General features: G+C 68.3%; 15 protein-coding genes. 4 read left to right on the top strand and 11 right to left on the bottom strand.

The window, feature by feature from the left end; genetic code table 11:
• Positions 1 to 12: 12 nt before the first annotated feature.
• Positions 13 to 855: a LysR substrate-binding domain-containing protein gene (locus HV798_RS09375; RefSeq protein WP_175192544.1), complete on the bottom strand. Its 843-nt coding sequence runs from the start codon at positions 853 to 855 to the stop codon at positions 13 to 15.
• Positions 856 to 961: 106 nt separating this feature from the next.
• Here HV798_RS09375 and HV798_RS09370 point away from each other — a divergent pair, with 106 nt between their 5' ends.
• Complete coding sequence (locus HV798_RS09370) at positions 962 to 1948, top strand: bile acid:sodium symporter family protein (RefSeq protein WP_175192543.1); 987 nt, start codon at positions 962 to 964, stop codon at positions 1946 to 1948.
• A gap of 73 nt (positions 1949 to 2021) precedes the next feature.
• On the opposite strand, the gene HV798_RS09365 is transcribed toward HV798_RS09370, so the two are convergent.
• Both HV798_RS09365 and HV798_RS09360 read right to left on the bottom strand, forming a co-directional pair.
• Complete coding sequence (locus HV798_RS09365) at positions 2022 to 2411, bottom strand: Rieske (2Fe-2S) protein (RefSeq protein ID WP_175192542.1); 390 nt, start codon at positions 2409 to 2411, stop codon at positions 2022 to 2024.
• Between the two features lie 51 nt (positions 2412 to 2462).
• Positions 2463 to 4268, bottom strand: coding sequence for an ABCB family ABC transporter ATP-binding protein/permease (locus HV798_RS09360; RefSeq protein ID WP_175192541.1), 1806 nt, complete (start codon positions 4266 to 4268; stop codon positions 2463 to 2465).
• A gap of 170 nt (positions 4269 to 4438) precedes the next feature.
• Between HV798_RS09360 and HV798_RS09355 the strand changes: the two genes are divergently transcribed.
• The gene (locus HV798_RS09355) at positions 4439 to 5266 is read left to right on the top strand and encodes an aldo/keto reductase (protein ID WP_175192540.1); all 828 of its coding nucleotides are present in this window, start codon (positions 4439 to 4441) and stop codon (positions 5264 to 5266) included.
• A 24-nt stretch (positions 5267 to 5290) separates the two neighbouring features.
• On the opposite strand, the gene HV798_RS09350 is transcribed toward HV798_RS09355, so the two are convergent.
• Complete coding sequence (locus HV798_RS09350) at positions 5291 to 5485, bottom strand: hypothetical protein (protein ID WP_025135399.1); 195 nt, start codon at positions 5483 to 5485, stop codon at positions 5291 to 5293.
• A complete protein-coding gene (locus tag HV798_RS09345; RefSeq protein ID WP_175192539.1) occupies positions 5482 to 6657 on the bottom strand; it encodes a PepSY-associated TM helix domain-containing protein in 1176 nt (391 codons plus the stop codon). The genes HV798_RS09350 and HV798_RS09345 overlap by 4 nt, the downstream gene beginning before the upstream one ends.
• 188 nt (positions 6658 to 6845) lie before the next feature.
• Between HV798_RS09345 and HV798_RS09340 the strand changes: the two genes are divergently transcribed.
• Positions 6846 to 7562, top strand: a complete 717-nt coding sequence (locus HV798_RS09340; RefSeq protein ID WP_175192538.1) for a metallophosphoesterase — start codon at positions 6846 to 6848, stop codon at positions 7560 to 7562.
• A gap of 105 nt (positions 7563 to 7667) precedes the next feature.
• On the opposite strand, the gene HV798_RS09335 is transcribed toward HV798_RS09340, so the two are convergent.
• Complete coding sequence (locus HV798_RS09335; protein ID WP_175192537.1) at positions 7668 to 10343, bottom strand: penicillin-binding protein 1A; 2676 nt, start codon at positions 10341 to 10343, stop codon at positions 7668 to 7670.
• A 216-nt stretch (positions 10344 to 10559) separates the two neighbouring features.
• Positions 10560 to 11363, bottom strand: coding sequence for an AraC family transcriptional regulator (locus HV798_RS09330; RefSeq protein WP_025135403.1), 804 nt, complete (start codon positions 11361 to 11363; stop codon positions 10560 to 10562).
• Positions 11364 to 11565: 202 nt separating this feature from the next.
• On the opposite strand from HV798_RS09330, the gene HV798_RS09325 reads away from it, so the two are divergent.
• Positions 11566 to 12831: an MFS transporter gene (locus tag HV798_RS09325; protein ID WP_175192536.1), complete on the top strand. Its 1266-nt coding sequence runs from the start codon at positions 11566 to 11568 to the stop codon at positions 12829 to 12831.
• On the opposite strand, the gene pgaD is transcribed toward HV798_RS09325, so the two are convergent.
• From pgaD to pgaA, 4 genes are read right to left on the bottom strand one after another with little or no spacing between them, the layout of a single operon-like run.
• Complete coding sequence (gene pgaD, locus HV798_RS09320) at positions 12832 to 13284, bottom strand: poly-beta-1,6-N-acetyl-D-glucosamine biosynthesis protein PgaD (RefSeq protein ID WP_025135405.1); 453 nt, start codon at positions 13282 to 13284, stop codon at positions 12832 to 12834.
• Positions 13281 to 14618 (bottom strand): poly-beta-1,6-N-acetyl-D-glucosamine synthase, encoded by a 1338-nt coding sequence (pgaC, locus tag HV798_RS09315; RefSeq protein ID WP_175192535.1) that lies wholly within the window; start codon positions 14616 to 14618, stop codon positions 13281 to 13283. Before pgaC ends, pgaD begins: the two co-directional genes overlap by 4 nt.
• Positions 14615 to 16654: a poly-beta-1,6-N-acetyl-D-glucosamine N-deacetylase PgaB gene (gene pgaB / locus HV798_RS09310; protein ID WP_175192534.1), complete on the bottom strand. Its 2040-nt coding sequence runs from the start codon at positions 16652 to 16654 to the stop codon at positions 14615 to 14617. Before pgaB ends, pgaC begins: the two co-directional genes overlap by 4 nt.
• 7 nt (positions 16655 to 16661) lie before the next feature.
• Entirely contained in the window at positions 16662 to 19184 is a 2523-nt protein-coding gene (pgaA, locus tag HV798_RS09305; RefSeq protein WP_175192533.1) for a poly-beta-1,6 N-acetyl-D-glucosamine export porin PgaA, read from the bottom strand.
• Between the last annotated feature and the right edge of the window lie 397 nt (positions 19185 to 19581).

The following is a 19581-nucleotide window of genomic DNA, read 5'->3' as shown; positions in this document are numbered from 1 at the left end:
GTTGCCGCAGCGTCAGGTCAGCGAGCTGCGCATCAGGATTTCGGTCAGCGCGCGCGTGGGCTTGTTGGGCGCGGGGGCCGAGATGACGATGAATTCCACCTGGGGCAGGGCCGGCAGGGCGTGCACGCCAGCCGGCGCGGCTAGCCCGGCCGTGGACAGGTGCGAGGGCTGCACGGTGATGCCCAGACCGGCGCGGGCCGCCGCCTGGCAGCCCGCGTAGCTGGTGCTGGTGCAGACGATCTGCCAGTTGCGTCCGGCCCGCGCCAGCGCGTCCAGCGCCAGCGTGCGGGTGACGCTGGGCTCGCGCAGCAGGATCAGCGGCAGCGGCGCGTCCGGCGCGATGCGCAGGCCTTCCTTGGCGCGCCACAGCAGCGCTTCCTTGTGCAGGGTCTGGCCGCGGCGGTCACCGCGGCGGCGCTTGCCGATCATGACGTCCAGTCCGTTGTCGTCCAGCAGCCGGTAAAGATCGCTGGTGACGCCGATGGTGATGTCCAGTTCCACTTCGGGGTGGGCTTGCCGGAACGCGGCCAGCACGTCGGGCAGCGGCCCCATCGCCAGGTCGTCGGACGTGCCCAGGCGCACGCGGCCACGCAGCCGCGGGGCGTCGAACAGGCGTTCGGCGCGTTCGTGGGCATCAAGGATGATTTCGGCGTGCACCAGGAGGCTGCGGCCGTCGCTGGTCAGGGCCAGGGAATGCGTATCGCGCAGGAACAGGCGGCGGTTCAGCGTCTGTTCTAGCTGGCGGATATGTTCGCTGACGGTGGGCTGGGTCAGGCCCAGCCGGCGTGCGGCTTCGCTGAAGCTGGGCGAGGCCGCGGCCGCGGCGAAGGTCTTGAGCCAGAGCGGGTTGAGCATGGCGGGCTGGTCATAGGATATTCCGATGACAGTTAAAGTAACCAGTGGCCTTCACGATAGCAAGCGGCGCGCCTATAGTGGCGCAAATTTCCCGGAAAACCCCGCCATGCGCCGCTTTTTGCCCGACCAGTTCACACTCATTCTGATCGCCACCGTGGCGTTCGCCAGCTTCTTTCCCGCCGTGGGCAAGGGGGCGTCGTTCATGATGGTGGCCAGCAACGTGGCCATTTCGCTGCTGTTCTTCCTGCACGGGGCGCGCCTGTCCACCGATGCGATCGTGGCGGGGGTGAAGGACGTGCGGCTGCATGCGCTGATCCTGGGCTGTACCTTCATTCTGTTTCCCGCGCTGGGCCTGGGGCTGCGCGCGCTGTTCCCGGGCCTGTTGACGCCGTCGCTGTGGCTGGGCGTGATCTTCGTGTGCACGCTGTCGTCCACGGTGCAGTCGTCGATTGCGTTCACCTCGATGGCGCGCGGCAACGTGCCCGGCGCCATCTGCGCGGCCACGGCGTCGAACCTGCTGGGCACGGTGCTGACGCCGTTGCTGGTGGCGGTGCTGCTGCACCGCCAGGGCGGCGGGCATGGACTGGCCGACGCCGGGCGCATCCTGCTGCAGCTGCTGCTGCCGTTCGCGGTGGGCAGCCTGCTGCGGCCGTGGATCGGCGCCTGGGCGCAGCGCAACAGCCGCGTGCTGTCCAAGGTGGACCGCAGCTCGATCCTGCTGGCGGTGTACACGGCATTCAGCGAGGCGGTGGCGCAGGGCATCTGGCACGCGTTTCCGGCCATCGATCTGGCGACCATGGTGCTGGTCAATGCGCTGCTGCTGGGCGCGGTGCTGCTGATCACCACGTGGGGCAGCCGCAAGCTGGGCCTGTCCAAGGAAAACGAGATCACGCTGGTGTTCTGCGGCTCGAAGAAGTCGCTGGCCTCGGGCATTCCGCTGGCGACGGTGCTGTTCGGCACCTCGCAGATGGGCATCGTGGTGCTGCCGCTGATGATCTTTCACCAGATGCAGCTGATGGTCTGCGCGGTGCTGGCGCGCCGTTATGCGGACCGCGGCGAGCCGGGCCAGGTTGCCGCGCCCGCCCAGGCCTGAGCCTGGCGTGCCGCCGCGCCGGCAACCGGCGCGGCCGATTGCCGCGCGGGGCGGGCGGCCAAGGCGGTGGCGGTCAACCTTCGGCGGCGTCCAGCGGCCAGATCTTGCCACTGGGCTGCCAATAGACGGCGCCCTCGCGTTCCTGCACCGCCAGCACCGTCAGGCGGCCATTGCGGCAGGGGCCGCCCACGCACAAGCCCGTGTCGGGCTCATAGGTGGCGCCGTGGCGCGCGCACATGATCAGGTCGCCGGCGCGGGTGAAGAAGCTGCCTTCCCAGTCGAGTTCGACGCCCACGTGGGCGCAGCGGTTCAGGTAGCCGTGCACGCGGTCCTGGTAGCGCACGAAGAACGCGGTGGTCTGGCCGGCGCTGTCGGTGACGGGCACCTTGACGCCCAGGCCGCCGTTGACCAGGTCGGAGGCGGCGCAGACGCGGATTTCGGGGGCGCTGGAGGAATCCTGCATGGCGGGCCTTGGAATCAAAGGGTGCGATATTCGGATAGGGGGACGGGCTTGTCAATCCGCGGGCGCCGCGGCCGCGCTTTCCTGCTGGCGGGTCCACATGGCAGCGTACAGGCCATTCTGGGCCAGCAGCCGCGCATGGCGGCCGCGTTCGGCGATGCGGCCGTCTTCGAGCACGATGATTTCGTCGGCGTCGGCCACGGTGGACAGGCGGTGCGCGATGATGAGCGTGCTGCGGCCCTGGCTGACTTCGCGCAGGTTGGCCTGGATTTCGCGTTCGGTGTGGGTGTCCAGCGCGCTGGTGGCTTCGTCGAACAGGAAGATGGCGGGGTTCTTGAGCAGCGTGCGGGCAATGGCCACGCGCTGTTTTTCGCCGCCGGACAGCTTCAGGCCGCGTTCGCCCACCATGGTCTGGTAGCCGTCGGGCATGGCCATGACCAGGTCGTGGATGTGGGCCAGGCGGGCGGCGGCTTCGATCTCGGCATCGGACGCGCCGGGGCGGCCATAGCCGATGTTGTAGCGGATGGTGTCGTTGAACAGCACGGTGTCTTGCGGCACCACGCCGATGGCGGCGCGCAGGCTGGCCTGGGTGACGTCGCGCACGTCCTGGCCGTCGATCAGGATGGCGCCGCTGTCGGCGTCATAGAAGCGGAACAGCAGCCGGGCGATGGTGGATTTGCCTGCGCCCGAGGTGCCCACCACGGCCACGGTCTTGCCGGCCGGGATGGTGAAGCTGACGCCCTTGAGAATCTGGCGCCGCTCGTCGTAGCCGAAGCGCACGTCGCGGAATTCGACCTCGCCGCCGGCCACGCGCAGCGGCTGCGCGCCGGGGCGGTCGGCGACCTCGCGGTCCTGGCCCAGCAGTTCGAACATGCGTTCCATGTCGATCAGGGCCTGCTTGATTTCGCGGTAGATGAAGCCGAAGAAGCTGAGCGGCGTGTATAGCTGCAGCAGGTAGGTGTTGACCAGCACGAAGTCGCCCAGCGTGTAGCGCCCCTGCGCAATGCCGCGGGCGGCCATCCACATGACCAGGGTGAGGCCGGCGGAAATGATGACGGCCTGGCCGATGTTCAGCACCGACAGGCTGACCTGGCTGCGCACGGCGGCGCGTTCGTAGCGGGTCAGCGAAGCGTCGTAGCGGCGGGCCTCGTGCTCTTCGTTGCCGAAGTACTTGACCGTTTCGTAGTTCAGCAGGCTTTCGATGGCCTTGGTGTTGGCTTCGGAATCGGTTTCGTTCATCTGGCGCCGGAACTTCGAGCGCCACTCGGTGACGGCCAGCGTGTAGCCCATGTAGAGGATGACGGTGGCGCCGGTGGCCAGCGCCAGCCAGGCATCGAACATCTTCCACAGCACGATACAGACCAGCCCGATCTCGAAGAAGGTGGGCAGGATGTTGAACAGCAGGAACGACAGCAGGGTCTGGATGCCCTTGGTGCCGCGTTCGATGGCGCGGGTCAGGCCGCCGGTCTGGCGGGTCAGGTGAAAGCGCAGCGCCAGGCCGTGCAGGTGGCGAAAGATCTGCAGGCCGACCGAGCGGATGGCGTGCTGCCCGACGCGGGCAAAGATGGCGTCGCGCAGTTCGGAAAACAACAGGGACAGAACCCGGGCCGCGCCGTAGGCCAGGATCAGGCCCAGCGGCACGGTCACGGCGCCCGGCGCGCCCTGGCCCAGTTCATCGATGGCGTGCTTGTACAGGATGGGCACGTAGACGGTGGCCGCCTTGGCGGCGAACAGGCAGAGCAGGGCGGCCACCACCCGCAGCTTGAGCCCCGTCTGGCCGGGCGGCCACAGGTAGGGAAACAGGGTGCGAAGGGTGGAAAAACCGCCGCGGCCGGGCGGCCGGGAGTCAGGTGCGGGCATGGGTCGGCAGGGAGCAATGGTGGGGGCCGGCGCAAGGCGCAGGCCGGGTATGACGGCCATTATCCGGCACGGGCGCTATTATTTAGTGGAAAACCCCTGGGACGGAAGTACCACTTTCTGCCGAATTCCAGGGGTTTTGCATCCGCATTTCGCCTACTTCGGAGGGACTCATGGTGAAGGTACCCGCAGTAAAACTGAACGACGGCAGCAAGATTCCGCAATTGGGCCTGGGGGTCTGGCAAGTGCCCGACGACCAGGCCGCCGCCAGCGTCAAGGAGGCCCTTGCAGCGGGCTACCGTTCGGTGGACACGGCCGCCATCTACGGCAACGAATCCGGCGTGGGCGCCGGGCTGCGTGCCGCAGGCGTGGCGCGCAAAGACCTGTTCGTCACGACCAAGCTCTGGAACGACAAGCACGGTTTCGACGCGGCGCACAAGGCGCTGGATGAGAGCCTGGAAAAACTGGGCCTGGCCTACGTGGACCTGTACCTGATCCACTGGCCGGTGGCCGGCAGCGACAAGTTCGTGGACGCCTGGCGCGCCATGATCGAGATGAAGGAAGACGGCCGCGCGCGTTCGATCGGCGTGTCCAACTTCACGCAGGCCAATCTCGAACGGCTGATCGACGCCACCGGCGTGACGCCGTCGGTCAACCAGATCGAGCTGCACCCGGGCTTTGCGCAGCGCGAACTGCGCGCGTTCCACGACAAGCATGGCATCGCAACCGAGTCCTGGAGCCCGCTGGCGCAGGGCGGCATCACCAAAGAGAAGACGATCCTGGAACTGGCCAAAAAGCATGGCAAGTCGCCCGCGCAGGTGACGCTGCGCTGGCACTTGCAGCACGGCCTGATCGTGATTCCGAAGTCGGTGACGCCAGCGCGCATCCGCGAGAACATCGACGTGTTCGACTTCGAGCTGTCGCGCGCCGAGATGGACGCGATCGATGCGATCAAGGAAGCGGGCCGCCTGGGACCCGATCCGGAGAAGTTCGGCAAGTAAGGCTGGCCGGTCCTGCGCGTAGCGCTACTGCGCCGGCTGCCTGGGCGGGAAGAACCAGTACCGCACGATGACGATGATCAGGACGGTCAGCGTCGTCCAGGACGCCCAGTGCCAGCCGCCGGTGCCCAGCAGGGCGGCCAGCAGGCCGAACACGCTGAGGATGCCCAACAGGATCGGCACGCCCCAGACGAACATGAAGCCACGGCTGTTCTTGCTCATGCGGGGCTCCGTTGGGGCGCGGCGGCGGCCTGGTGCTTGCGCACCAGTTCGGCGATGCGGGCTTCGGTGGCGCGCCGCCGCGCCAGCCACAGGTACAGGCCGCTGACCAGCACCACGATGGTGATCAGGTCCAGCACGGCCCAGATGATCTTGAGCGGCAGGCCGGCGTAGTCGCCGAAGTGCAGCGGCCGCGACAGTTCCAGGGCGGTCAGGTACCAGGGCATCTTGGCGACGGTGGTGAGCTCGCCGGTGCGTCCATCGACCAGGACGGGCGTATTCATCTTGGACGTCAGCGGGGTCGCGCCGCGCATCCAGGTGATGTAGTGGTGCGGGCTGCCGAAGGCGTTGCCGGGGAAGGCGATGAACGACACTTCATTGCCCGGCAGGGCCTTGCGCGCCGTGTCGGCCGCGCCCTGGGCCGAGGCCAGCTGGGCGGGCACGCTCTGGCCCTTGTAGGGTTCCAGGATGCGCACGAGCTCGGTGCCCTGCCACAGGCGGAACAGCGGCGTGGACAGTTCGTTGATGACGCCGGTGACGCCCACCACGAAGGCCCACACCAGCGTGACGATGCCCAGCAGGTTGTGCAGGTCCAGCCACTTCAGGCGGGTGGAGCGGCCGGCGCGCACGGTGCCGAAGTCCAGCTTTTTCATGAACGGGCCGTACAGCACCACGCCGGAGACGATGGCGATGCAGAACAACAGCCCCATGAAGCCCAGGAACAGTTCGCCGGGCAGGCCCGCGAACAGGTCGACGTGCAGGGCCAGCATGATGCCCATGAACGAGAACTTGTCTTCGGTGTAGAGCGGGCCGTCGAGCAGGACGTCGCCGGTGCGGCCGTCCATGCGCACCGCGTGGCCGGACACCTGGCCGTCGCCGGGCTTTTTCGCCATGCCGACGTAGACCTGGGGCTCGTCAGGGTCGAAGAACAGGTAGTCGACGACTTCGCCCGGGTACATGGCCTTGGCGTTTTCCACCAGCTTGTCCAGGTTGGCGGGCGGGGTCGAGGCGGGTACGTCGGACAGCGGCTTGGCGTCGTCCAGCCAGTGCTCGATCTCGTGGTGGAACACCAGCGGCAACCCGGTAAGACAGATGATGAGCAGGAAGATCGTGCAGACCAGGCTGGTCCATTTGTGGACCAGGTACCAGGTTTTGATGGTGGAGGCGGCGGTCATGGCGACGGCGGGGGCGGCAGGCGCGGCCCCGTTCAAGGTATGGTTTGGGAAAGTCGGAACATTATCACGAATAATAGCTATTCTCGTACCGGAATTTGCACGACGAAGCGAATGGGGCCATTAATAAGGGATGCATTCAAAGCGGGTTAAAAAAGAGGCTTGGGCCCGATCGGGCAAGCTGGATCATCATGCAGCAACGTTTTCTGAAAGTGCCGCGCAACGCGCTGGGCCGTGATTTCGCGGTGGGCGATGTGCACGGCTGTTTTACCCGCCTGCAGCAGGGTCTGGACCAACTGGGGTTCGACCCCACGCACGACCGCCTGTTTTCCGTGGGCGACCTGGTCGACCGCGGCCCGGAATGCGAAAGCGTGCTGGCCTGGCTGGAGCAACCCTGGTTCTACGCGGTGCAGGGCAACCACGAAGACTACGCCGTGCGGCACATCCGCACGAAGCAGGTCGACGTGGACAACTGGCGCAGCTACGGCGGCGGCTGGTTCCTGGACCTGCCGCCCGAACGCCAGCAGGTCTTTGCCGATGCCTTCGACCAATTGCCGATCGCGATCGAGGTGGAAACGTCGTCGGGCCCCGTGGGGCTGCTGCACGCGGATTGTCCGGTGCTGTTCTGGCCGCGGCTGGAATCGGCCCTGCAAGACCGCTACAAGCGCACCAGCGCGGCGTGCCAGTGGTCGCGCGATCGCTTGCGCCAGATGGACCGCACCGGCATCCGCGGCGTGCGGGCGGTGGTGGCGGGGCACACCCCGGTGGCCGAGCCGCTGGCGCTGGGCAACGTGTACCACATCGATACCGAGGGCTGGCGCGGCGGCTACTTCACCTTCCTGGACCTGGAAACGCTGACGGCATGGCCGCGCGCGGTGGTGACCGAGCTGGCAGAGACCGAGGATTGACGCCGGGGAGCGGCGCCGCCTGGGCGCCGCGGGCACGGAATGCCGCTCGCGTGAGTCGGCGCGCGATCGCGCACCGACGGATGACGATGACGGGAAAAACGTGGCTTACAGCGGGCGGGCGGCCAGCGGGCCGCTGCCATTGACCGCGCTGGTGCGCACGCCATCGCTGCCTGCGTCCACGCGCGGCACCGGGATCGGCGGAATGGGCGCATTGCCGCCGTTGCTGCCCCCGTTGTTGAGGACGCCGCCGCCGGCCGCCGGCACCGGAATGGGCTGGGCCACGGGCGCTTGCTGCGGCTGGGCTTGCAACGGCTGCCCTTGCGGCGCCTGCGCCTGCGGGGTCTGCGTTTGCGGCACCTGAGTTTGCGGCGCGGCGGCGCCCGGCACCGGCAGGGGCTTGACCGAGTTGTCCACGCCGTCGGTCGAGCGGTTGTTGTTCAGGAAGTCGGTCAGCGCGTCGCCGCTGGACAGGTCCAGCGAGGCCACGGCCTGGCCCGGCGGGAATTCCGAGAAATAGTATTCGCCGTTGTCGACCAACAGGCCGTCCGGCCGGGGCGCGGGCTTGGCTTCGGGCACGCCCTTGAGCACCGGCTGCATGTAGTCGAGCCAGGTGGTCAGGGCCAGACCGCTGCCGAATTCGTTGGTGCCCAGCGACTTGGGCTGGTCAAAGCCCATCCAGACGGTGGTGGCCAAGGTGGGCGTGAAGCCCGAGAACCAGACGTCCACGGCTTCGTTGGTGGTGCCGGTCTTGCCGCCGACGTCGTTGCGCTTGAGCACCTGGTGCGCGCGCGCGGCGGTGCCGCTGGTGGTGACGCCGCGCAGGATGTCGTCCATGACCCAGGCGGTGCGCGGGTCGATGGCGCGCGCGGCGGCGTCGCCGGCCACCACGGGCTGGGCCTGCATCAGCACGTTGCCCGAGCGGTCGGTGACGCGGTCCACCAGGTAGGGCGTGACGCGGTAGCCGCCGTTGGCGAAGACGCTGTAGCCGTTGACCACCTGCAGCGGCGTGGCGCCGCCGGCGCCCAGGCCCAGCGGCAGCACGGCCGGCCAGCGGGCCTTGTCGAAGCCGAAGCGGGTCAGGTAGTCCTGCGCGTACTGCGGCGAGATGGCCTGCAGGATGCGGATGGTGACCATGTTCTTGGACTTGTACAGGCCCTGGCGCAGCGTCAGCATGGGCTCGTAGCGGTTGCCGTCGTTCTTGGGCTGCCAGTCTTTCGAGCCGGTCTGCGCGGCGGTCAGCATGAAGGGCTGATCGGAAATCTGCGTGGCCGGGGTCAGCCCGCGTTCAAGCGCCGCGGCGTAGACGAAGGGCTTGATGTTGGAACCGGGCTGGCGCCAGGCCTGCGTGACGCGGTTGAAGGTGCCGCGGTTGTAGTCGAAGCCGCCGATCATGGCGCGGATGGCGCCGTCTTGCGGAGCCATCGACACCAGCGCCGCCTGCAACGCCGGCATGTTGATGATTTCCCAGCTGTCGCCGTTTTTGTGGATATAGACCACCGAGCCGCGGCTGATGCGCTGGCTGTCGCTGGCCTTGGGGTTCAGGGCGCGCGCCACCACGGCCAGCGCCTTCTTGTCGGAAATGGTGATGATGTCGCGGGCGCTGCGCGCCACGGTGACTTCCTGGGGGCTGGCGGCCAGCACCACGGCGGCGAGCAGGTCTTCGCTGTCGGGCGTTTTTTCCTGCACGCCGTCCAGGATGTCGTCCAGCGCGGCCGGGTCTTTTTCAACGCCGTCGGGCAGCTCGATCTGGTCTTCGGGGCCGGGGTAGACGGCGCGGCGGGTGTAGTCCAGCACGCCGTCGCGCACGGCGCGGTAGGCGGCTTCCTGCGCCTTGGAATCGATGGTGGTGTAGACGTCGATGCCCTTGGAGTAGGTCTGTTCCTGGAAGACGCCGTACATCAGCTGGCGCGCCAGTTCGGCGGGGTAGTCGCCGTGGATGGCGAAGCCGCGCGTGCTGGAGCCGTCGGCGCCGCGGATGGTGATGTGCTGCTTGAGGGCTTCGTCGGCCTGTTCGGGCGTCAGGTAGCCCAGCGTCTTCATGCGGCCCAGCACGTAGTGCTGGCGGATTTCGGCGCGCGGGAAATTGGTGATGGGGTTAAAGCGCGACGGCGCCTTGGGAATGCCGGCCAGCATGGCGGCTTCGGCCGGCGTGACTTCCGCCAGCGGCTTGCCCAGGTAGGTGCGCGAAGCCGCGGCAAAGCCGTAGGCGCGATGTCCCAGGTAGATCTGATTCATGTAGAGCTCAAGGATCTGGTCCTTGGTGAGCTCGGATTCGATCTTGTAGGTCAGCAGCAGTTCGTAGAACTTGCGCGAATACGTTTTTTCGGACGACAGGTAGAAATTGCGCGCCACCTGCATGGTGATGGTGCTGCCGCCCTGGGTCTTGGACTGTTTGACCAGGTTGACGAGCACCGCGCGCACCATGCCCATCCAGTCGACGCCGCCGTGCTGGTAGAAGCGGTCGTCTTCGGCCGCCAGCACCGCCTGGCGCATGACCGGCGGGATTTCATCGAAACGCAGGACGTTGCGGTGTTCTTCGCCGTATTCGCCGATCAGGACCTTGTCGGCCGTGTAGATGCGCAGCGGCACCCGTGGCCGGTAGTCGGTCATGGCGTGCAGGTCGGGCAGGCTGGGCCAGGCCAGGGCCAGCGCCAGGCCGACGAGCACCGCCCCGCAGACGCCGAGGCCGGCGACGGCGACGCCCGCCTTGATGAGGAGTCGTTTCCAGGGGAAGCCCGATTTGCCGCCCGGGGTGGCGGAGGATTGCTGGGGGGTGCTCATTGCTGGCGATTCTAGGGCAGAACCTTCATAGACCGGCGACCGCACCGGAAGGTTTCAGTAACCAAACTTGCCCGGCGGGATGGTCCGCACGACGGGTAAAGGATATAGGGACGGAGTTGAGCATACGCGCTGCGCGGGTTTCGCGCTGCGGCGCTGCACAAGCGCGCCGTGAAATGTATTGCGCGCCGTGACAAACGGCAAGGCCGGTTGCAGATGTCATGCGGCGTTTTGCAGGTAGCGTTGCGGCGGTGCACCCAGCGCGCGGTGGAACATGGCGCTGAATGCGCTGGGGCTGCGGTAGCCGAGATCGGCCGCGATACGCGCCACCGGCTCGCCCAACGATAGGCGGCAGACGGCATCGGCCAACCGCACCTGCTGCACCCACTGTCGGTAATTCAGTCCCAATTCAGCTTGAAACAGGCGGATCAAGGTACGCGCGCTGGCGCCGACTTCGCTGCCCCAGTCTTCGATGCCGCGCTGCAGGCCGGGCTGGTCCAGGATGGCTTCGCAGATGGTCTGCAGGCGGCGGTCGCGCGGCCAGGGAATCTGGATCGGCACCACGCGGGCGGCGGCCAGTTCGGACAGGATCAGCGCGGCCACCTGCTCGGCGCGGCCGCCCAGCGGGTAATCGATGGGTTCGGCGGTGAGGGTCAGGATCAGTTCGCGCAGCAGGCCGCTGACCTCGATGACCTGGCACTGCGGCCAATACGTGTGGGCGGCATCGGGCTGGATGTAGAGCGAACGCATCGAGACCGCGCCGATCATGTCGACCCCATGCGGCACGCCCGCCGGCACCCACAGCGCGCGCAGGGGCGGCAGGGCCCAGAAGCCGCTGGGCGTGGTGACGTGCATCACACCCTGGACGGCATAGATCAACTGGGCGCGCGGGTGCGAGTGGGCGCCGGTGCGGGCGCCGGCCGAAAATTCCTTGGCCATGGCGGTGACGCTGCGCGGACGGTGCTGGTAGTCCTGCGCGTCGATGCTGCGGGCGGGGTCGGGGCGGGTGGGCCGGGTCGGCATGGTGTCACTTCCAGCAATAGGATGAGGCCGAAATAAGGGTGGGAATGAGGCTATTTTGTCACTTTCCCGACGAAAATTGGCAGGCAGGGGAAAGCCGCCGTTCCTACACTGGGGCCTGTGCGAGGCGTCTTGTCGCCCCGATGGCCCCCTGTTCGCGGCGTATCGCCGGCGCAGGGTCCTTTGTTCCTGATCCCGCCACCCCATGAATTCCGCCCAGAATCCCGCCGCCGACCTGCCGGACCTGTCCGCCCCGGCGGCCACGCCGACCCCCGCCGTGTCCGACCCGTCCACCGCCTTCAAGGTGCTGGGCGCGATCAGCGTGGCGCACCTGATGAACGACATGATCCAGTCGATCCTGTTGGCCATCTACCCGATGCTGAAGGAATCATTCAGCCTGTCGTTCGCGCAGATCGGCCTGATCACGCTGGTGTACCAATTGGCGGCGTCGCTGCTGCAGCCCTTCATCGGTTTCTATACCGACCGCAATCCCAAGCCGTATTCGCTGCCGGTGGGCATGGGCTTCACGCTGGTGGGCTTGCTGCTGCTGTCGATAGCGCCGTCGTTCGGCTGGCTGCTGGTGGCCGCGGTGCTGGTGGGCACGGGCTCGTCGGTGTTCCACCCCGAGTCATCGCGGGTGGCGCGCATGGCCTCGGGCGGGCGTCATGGCCTGGCGCAGTCGCTGTTCCAGGTGGGCGGCAACGTCGGGTCGGCCCTGGGCCCGCTGCTGGCGGCGCTGTTCATCATTCCGCACGGCCAGGGCAGCGTGGCCTGGTTTTCGCTGGCGGCGCTGTTCGGCATCGTGGTGCTGACGGGCATTGGCCGCTGGTACAGCGCCAACCGCGTGCGCCTGAAGCCGCGCGCCAAACGCGAAGGGGCCGGCAACGGCCTGACGCGCAACCAGGTGCTGGGCGCGCTGGGCGTGCTGGGGCTGCTGGTGTTTTCCAAGTACTTCTATCTGTCCAGCCTGAACAGCTATTTCACGTTCTACCTGATCGACAAGTTCGCCCTGTCGGTGCGGGAAGCCCAGCTGTACCTGTTCCTGTTCCTGGCCGCGGTGGCGGTGGGCACGGTGGTGGGCGGGCCGGTGGGCGACCGCATCGGCCGCAAGATCGTGATCTGGGTGTCGATCCTGGGCGTGGCGCCGTTCACGCTGATGCTGCCCTACGCCAACCTGTTCTGGACGGGCGTGCTGGTGGTGATCATCGGCATGGTGCTGGCGTCGGCGTTCTCGGCCATCGTGGTGTATGCGCAGGAATTGGTGCCAGGCAAGGTCGGCATGATTGCCGGCCTGTTCTTCGGGTTTGCGTTCGGCATGGGCGGCCTGGGCGCGGCGGCGCTGGGCAAGCTGGCCGATGCGACCAGCATCGGCTATGTGTACCAGGTGTGCGCGTACCTGCCGCTGTTGGGCGTGGTGGCGGTGCTGCTGCCGAATGTGGAGCGCAAGCAGGTAGCGCGCAAGCAGGCCTGATCAGGCCGCCGCGCCCGCCACTGCGGCCAGCCGCGGCCGCGCCGCCTCGATGCCCCGGATTTCGCCATCGCCACTGTGGTGGATGACGGCGACGCGGGCGCCGCGCAGCTGGGCCAGTTGCTGCGGCGTCACCGCGAAGCTCATGGCCAGTTGATGGTCGTTCAGGGCATCGATGGGCTGGCGGCGGTCTTTGCCGCGAAAGCGCAGGTGGTTGTAGACGGCCCAGGCCACCAGCACGGCGGCGTTGGCCAGCGCCAGCAGGGCGTAGCCGGCCAGCGTGTGCAGCGTGGGCAGGAAGGTCGGCCACAGCGGCGCCTGCGGGCCGCTGGCGGCGCCGCGCAGGATGGCGGCGATGCCGGAACCGAACAGGTAGACGAAGGCGAACCAGCCCACCGCGGTCAGCAGCAGGTCGAACAGGTAGCCCGCGCGCGAGCGTTGCGTGGTGATGATCATGAGGCGTCCGAAGATTTGATGCCGCGGTCGGGGCTGGTCCAGCGCGCGCGCCGGGCCTGCTTGCGCAGCATGACTTTGGGGAAACTGACCAGGGTGGTGAAGAGACTGACCATCCAGTACGCCAGCGGATACCAGATGACCCAGTACAGCGCGCGCCACAGGCCGGGCTCGTAGCGGCGGTCGATCAGGATGCTGATGGCGAACTGCAGCAGGCAGACCACGGCCAGCATCATGCCGGTGAAGGCGGGCGGCATCAGGCTGGCGATGTGCATGTTGTGCGGCAGGGTCACGACCTGGCTGACCAGCCACAGCAGCACCGACACGCCAAAGGCGAAGGCCCAGGCGGTGGACAGGCAGAATTCTAGCATCAGCGGCCACAGGCGGCGGTGGCGCCAGGTCCAGATCGACCGCAGGTTCTTCAGGAACACCTCGGCGCCGCCCTGGGCCCAGCGCAGGCGCTGCTTCCACAGCCCGCGCAGCGTTTCCGGCATCAGGATCCAGCACAGGCCGCGCGGCTCGTAGAAGATCGACCAGTGGTCGCGTTGCAGCTTCCAGCTGATGTCGATGTCTTCGGTGATCATGTCCAGGCTCCAGTAGCCCACCCGGTCAAGCGCGGCGCGGCGAAAGGCCGCGACCACGCCGGACACGGTGAAGACCTGGCCGTAGACGCGCTGGGTGCGCTTGATCAGCCCGATGATGGACGAGAACTCGCCCACCTGGATGCGGCCGATCAGGGTCGAGCGGGTGCGGATGCGCGGGTTGCCGGTGACGGCGCCAACCCGCGGGTTGTCGATCAGCGGCGCCACCAGGTAGGCGGCGGCGTCGGGGTCGAGCACCGCGTCGCCGTCGATGCACACCAGGTATTCGCTGCGCGCGGCCAGGGCGCCCATGCGCAGCGCCATGGCCTTGCCCTGGTTCTGCGCCAGGTGCACGACGCGCAGGCGCGGATGCTGCGTGGCCAGGCGGTCCAGCATGGCGCCGGTGCCGTCGCTGGAACCGTCGTTGATGGCGATGACCTCGATGTTGGGATAGTGCTGGCCCAGTGCGGCCAGCAAGGTCTCTTCGCCGTTGTCGGCCTCGTTGTAGCAGGGCACCAGGATCGACACGAGCGGGTCGCCGGCCAGGGCGGGCGGCGGGCGGCCGGGGCCCCAGTCCCAGCGCCGTTCCCAGTGCCACCAGAAGTACAGGCCACCGGCCATCCACATGCCGGACATGAACAGGGGGTAGAAGAAGACGAAGCCCAGCAGCGCCTGGCCGGTCAGCATCATGGTGAAGCCGAACGGCGCGCCAAGCACCGCCAGCAGGATAATCAGGGCGATCAGTCGGTCGATCATCGGATGGGGTACCACGCTTCAGAGATGGCGGGCCGGATGCCTTGCAGCCGGGGCTGGTCTTGCGAGAAGTCGTCGGGGTAGTAGCCGAAGCTGCGGGCGCCGCGCAGTTGCAGGCGCTGCATCCAGCCGGCCAGCACGGCGGTGTCCACCGGCGTCACCTCGGGGCGGCCCGGGCCCGTGCGCCAGTCGCGCGCCTGCAGTTCGAACACGGTGCGGTCCAGGCCGCCGGGGCGTTTGGCCACCTGGTCGACCAGCCGGTCGAGCCAGGCGTTTTCCTGGCCTTTGGGCACGTTTTCCATCAGCGGCATGGCCATCGGCGCGGTCCAGTCGTAGGCGCCCAGGAAATCGTCCAGGTTCTGCGCGAACCAGGCTTCGGACTGCGGGTCCAGGATCGGCATGGCGAAGATGTTGCGCGCGGTCTTGATCTGCGGGCCGCGCACGGCGCGCACCTTGGCGGTCAGTTCGGCGGTGAAGTCGATCAGCGCGCGGCTTTTCACGCGAGTCCAGCGCTGCATCGTGGCCGGGTCGGCGCGCAGCTGCGCGATGTCGCCTGGCAGGCCGGCGGCGCGGTAGGCGGCCAGCGCGCCGGGGCTGGCGTCTTCGAAGTCGGACAGCACCGCGTCGTCGTGGAACAGGATGCCGTCGAAGATCGCGTGGCGCGCCAGGTCTTCGTACAGGTCGCCGATGCGGGCCCGCGCGGTGGCGTCGAACGGCGACAGGCGGCGGTACTGGTCGGGGTCGGGCTGGGGCGCGGCTTGGGGCGAGTCCGGCTGCCAGCGCGTGACCCGCGCGATGGCCGGGTCCAGGTCATAGGCCAGCACCGGCATCCAGGCGTAGACCATCACGTTGGCGCGGTTGTGCAGCTGCCAGGCGGCGCGGTTGAAGAGATCGGCGCGCATCGGCAGCCAGCGGTTGGGGAAGTACACCGAACGCACCAGGCCGTCGCCGGTGGGGTCCGAATAGGCCTGCAGGAACACCGTGTTGATCTGCATGTCCAGAATGCGCTGCACCAGCTCGCCCAGGTTGCGGTCGGTCTGGGCCGGGTCCGGGTCGTAGACGTAGTCCAGGTCCACGTGGGCCACGCGCATGAAGGGCGTGGTTTCCATGCCCACGACGCTGTTGGCGAAGGACTTCAGCGCCGGATCGCTGGCCAGCAGCAGGCGCGGGGTGGACATCAGCCGGTCGAGCCGGCCGGCGCCGTCTTCCAGCGTCAGGGCCAGCTGGTAGCCGTGTTCGGCGGTGATGCGCAGGGTGGTGCCGCCTTCGGCGCCGTAGGGCCAGACCCAGACGCGCGGCGCCTTGCCCGTCACGCGTTCGATCTTGCGGCTGATGGCGGCCACGTCGGCGCCCATGCGGGCGTTGAACTGCGCTTCGGATTCATATTGGCCGGTGGCGGCGTCGTAGGCGCGCACGGCGGCGGCGGGCTCGGTGTTGCCTTGCGGATTGGCCAGCGCGCCGTAGTGCGAGGCGTTGGTGTGCGCGGCGATCTCGACCAGGCCCGACTGCGAGATCTCGCGGATCTCGTCCCAGTTCAGGAAACGGCCGCGGGGTTCGGGGCTGCCGCCGAAGTCCACGGGCTTGTCGGCCGGCGTGTCCATCCAGGTGCCCACGGGCGCCAGCAGGGCGGGCCAGCGGTAGGCCTTCAGGATGGGCAGCACGCGGGTGTAGAAGCTGCGGTAGCCGTCGTCGAACGACAGCAGCACGGCGCGCTCGGGCAGCGGCGCGCCGCCTTGCCGTGCGGCCAGGATCTGGTCGACGGTGACGGCCTGGTAGCCGTTTTCACGCAGCCAGGCCAGCTGGTCGACCAGGCGGTCGGTGCGCACGCTGAGAAAGCCCTGGTCGGGGTCTTCGTCTTCGACGTCGTGGTAGGCCAGTGCCAGGAAGTGGCCGGACTGCCAGGGTTGTTCAGCCGCGGCCACGGGGCGCGCGGATGGCGGCGTGTAGACGGGAATGTCCTTGGCGCAGGCGGTCAGCACCAGGATGAGCCCCAGCAGCAAGGCCGCCAGGAGGATGCGGGTGGGTAGCTTGAGCAGCATGTCGGTCTCAGAAGCGATAGGCAAGGTCGAACGTGATGCGCAGTTCGCGCTCGCGCTGGCCGTCGTAGGGGCGGCTGATGCCGGTGACCATGGCGCCCATGTCCAGCACGTCGTTGGCGCGGTAGCGCTGGCCGTAGCCCAGGGCGATGACGCCGCCGGTGCCGTAGCCCTGCTGGGTGTAGGTGCCGGCGCCGAGCGTGCCGATCTGTTCCCAGGCGGTTTCGTAGCGCCGGTACAGCGTGTGGGTGACGCGTGCGCCGGGCAGCAGCATCAGGTCCGAGCGGGGATTGAAGTAGGGCGCGTCGTCGCGGCTGTTGCGCTGGGTCGACAGGTCCAGCGTCAGGTCGGCCTTCAGGTGCGGCGCGGTGTAGACGCGTTCGCGGCCGGCCAGGCCCAGTTCCCAGCGCTGGTTGCCATCGGAAAAACGCGACGGCGCCAGCGACAGCGTCCATTCGCGCCGCTCGTTGGCGCGCCAGCGCACAAAGCCGTTCAGCCGGTTGGACGAGATGTCGTTGGTCAAGGCGCGCAGCGGCGTCTCGCGCGACATGATTTCGCCGCCACCGCCTACTTGCCAGTGGTCGTCCAGGTCATACGCAGCCGACAGGCGCACGCCGGGTTTGACGCCATGGCCGTAGCTGTGGGTCGAGACTTCGCCTTCCACGGTCAGGTCGCGGCCGCGCCACTCGACGCCGGTGCGCAGCCAGCGGTAGTAGCCGCGGCCTTCCTCGAAATTGCCGGTGGCGTAACCGCCGCCGCCAAAGGCGCGCCAGTTGTAGTCGATGGGCGGCGAGTACAGCACCGCGTCGATGCCGAAGTCGCCATTGCCGTTCACCGGGCTGTCGGACGCCAGCCCGCGGTAGCCTTCGATGCGCAGTTCGGCCTTGTTGTGCACTTCCCATTCGCGGGCCAGGCGGCGGCTGGTCAGGTCGTCGGGCGCGCGCGCCAGCGTATCGGCGGACAGGGCTTCGGCCTGGCGCCATTCCTGCAAATCCATGGCGGTGAAGCCCTGGCCGTTCTCGACCGACAGCGCGCGCGGCGCCAGCGTCTCGGCCAGCTTCAGTTCACGTTCGGACGCCCGGGGCCAGTCGCGCTTGCGGTAGGTGGACGCCAGGTCGGCGCGCAGCGTGGAATTGTTGGGCGCGTTGGCGACCATGTCTTCCTGTTGCTGCTGGGCGGCCACCGTGTCGTCGGCCAGCAGCCGCGCGGACGCCACGGTCTGGGCGCTGGCCAGCTTCAGGTCGTTGGGGTTGCGGGTGGCCTGGCCCCTGTAATACAGCCACGGTGCATAGCCCGAACCGACCGCGTCGGTGACCGGGGCGGTCTGGTCGAACTGTTCGGCTTCGGCCAACGCGTAGTACAGGCCAGTCTCGGTGCTGAGGCGGTCTTCGGGATCGTCCTGGCGCCAGGCGTCGTCGGCGGCAACCTCGCGGTACAGGTCGCGCGCCTTTTCGGGCTGGCGCAGATACAGGTAGGCCGACGCGACGTCGTTCAGCGCATAGCGCGGCACGGCCACGCCCTGCGCGCGCAACGCCTCGTATTCGGCCACCAGGTCGGCCATGCGGACCCGCGCGTGCAGCGCATGCAGGCGGTCGATGCGGGCGCGCAGCACGTCGGCCTGCGCCGGCTCGCCCAGTGCCTGCCAGGCGGGAATCAGGTCGGCGTAACGGGCCAGCGCGCGGTCGGCGATGACGAAGCGTTCGGCTTCGCTGCGGGTGGGCATGGACGCCAGCCGCACCTGCTGGGCGACGGCGTCGGCCTCGAAGCGCCGCAGCTGGGCGGCGTTGTACAGGTCGGGATGCTGGCGGGCCAGCGCCAAGGCCTGTTCGGCCATGCGGGCGCGGCTGAGCGCGTCGATGTATTCGCGCAGCACGTAGGGCGTGCCGGGGGCGATGGCCAGCGCCTGGTCGGCCTGGTGCAGGGCCTCGTACGGCTGGCGCAGGCGCACGTGGACGTAGCTCAGCGCCAGGCGGGCGTCGGCGTTGCGCGGTTCGCGCTTGATCCAGGCCTGGCCGGCCTCGCGCGCCGCGGCGGTCTGGCCGGCGTCGGCCAGGGTCATGATTTCACCGGCGGCAAAGGCGGCCTGGCCGGGGTGGCGGCGCAGGCCGGCGCGGTACGCGGCCAGGGCCTCGGGCCAACGTTGCAGGTCGCGATAGGCGCGGGCCGCGGCCAGCTGGATGTCGGCGGGCAGGGCGGCGGCGGCCGGCAGCGTTTCGTAGGCGGCCACGGTTTCGGCGGGCTTGCCGGCCCAACTGGCGATGACGATATGGTCGTAGACCGCCTGGCGGCCTGCGCCCGGCCCTTGCTGGCGCAGCATGGCCAGCGCAGGTTCGTAGTCACCGGCCCGGGCGCGTGCGATCAGCGCGTCGTAATCGTTGGTCGGCGCGGCCCACGCCAGGGCCGGCGCCAGTACCGCACAGGCCGTCAGCGCCTGCCAGCCGGGGCGGGCCGTGCGCCGTCCGGGCAGGATCTGCTGGGCGGGCAGAGCGTGGCGGGCGTTCTCGCCCCGTCGGGGCGTTCCTTTTTTCAGCATCTGTAGCACTTCCGCAGTTGCAATATGGGCGCTCGTGGCTCCGCCAGCCGGACGCGGGCAGGCCGCGTTGCCGAATCATGCGCAGCACAAGCGCCAATGGCGCCGGCGGCGAAGGGAATGAGCGTTCAGGTTTTTCACTGCGCGGCGCCCGCTACGGGGACCTTCGCACTCGCGCGGAAATCCGGGAGTGCATGGCTAGTACGCGCCACGCCCGCAGGGCGTGATCGCGGCGCTTCTGGCGGCACCGTCGACAGGCCGAACTTTATGGGTTTTCGGCCGATCCAACTGTCAATTAGTGCAAAGGACGGGCCGCGGTGCGAACCCTTGGCGTATTCTTTGCCGCATACCGCACAACCGTCGTGGCGGTATGCCGACAGTCGGGCCGACCCGGCACGGA

The sequence above is a fragment of the Achromobacter deleyi genome, from assembly GCF_902859705.1.
GTDB classification, from domain to species: domain Bacteria; phylum Pseudomonadota; class Gammaproteobacteria; order Burkholderiales; family Burkholderiaceae_B; genus Achromobacter; species Achromobacter deleyi.
Note: the sequence above shows the minus strand (reverse complement) of the source record. Positions and strands in the feature narration are given on the sequence as shown.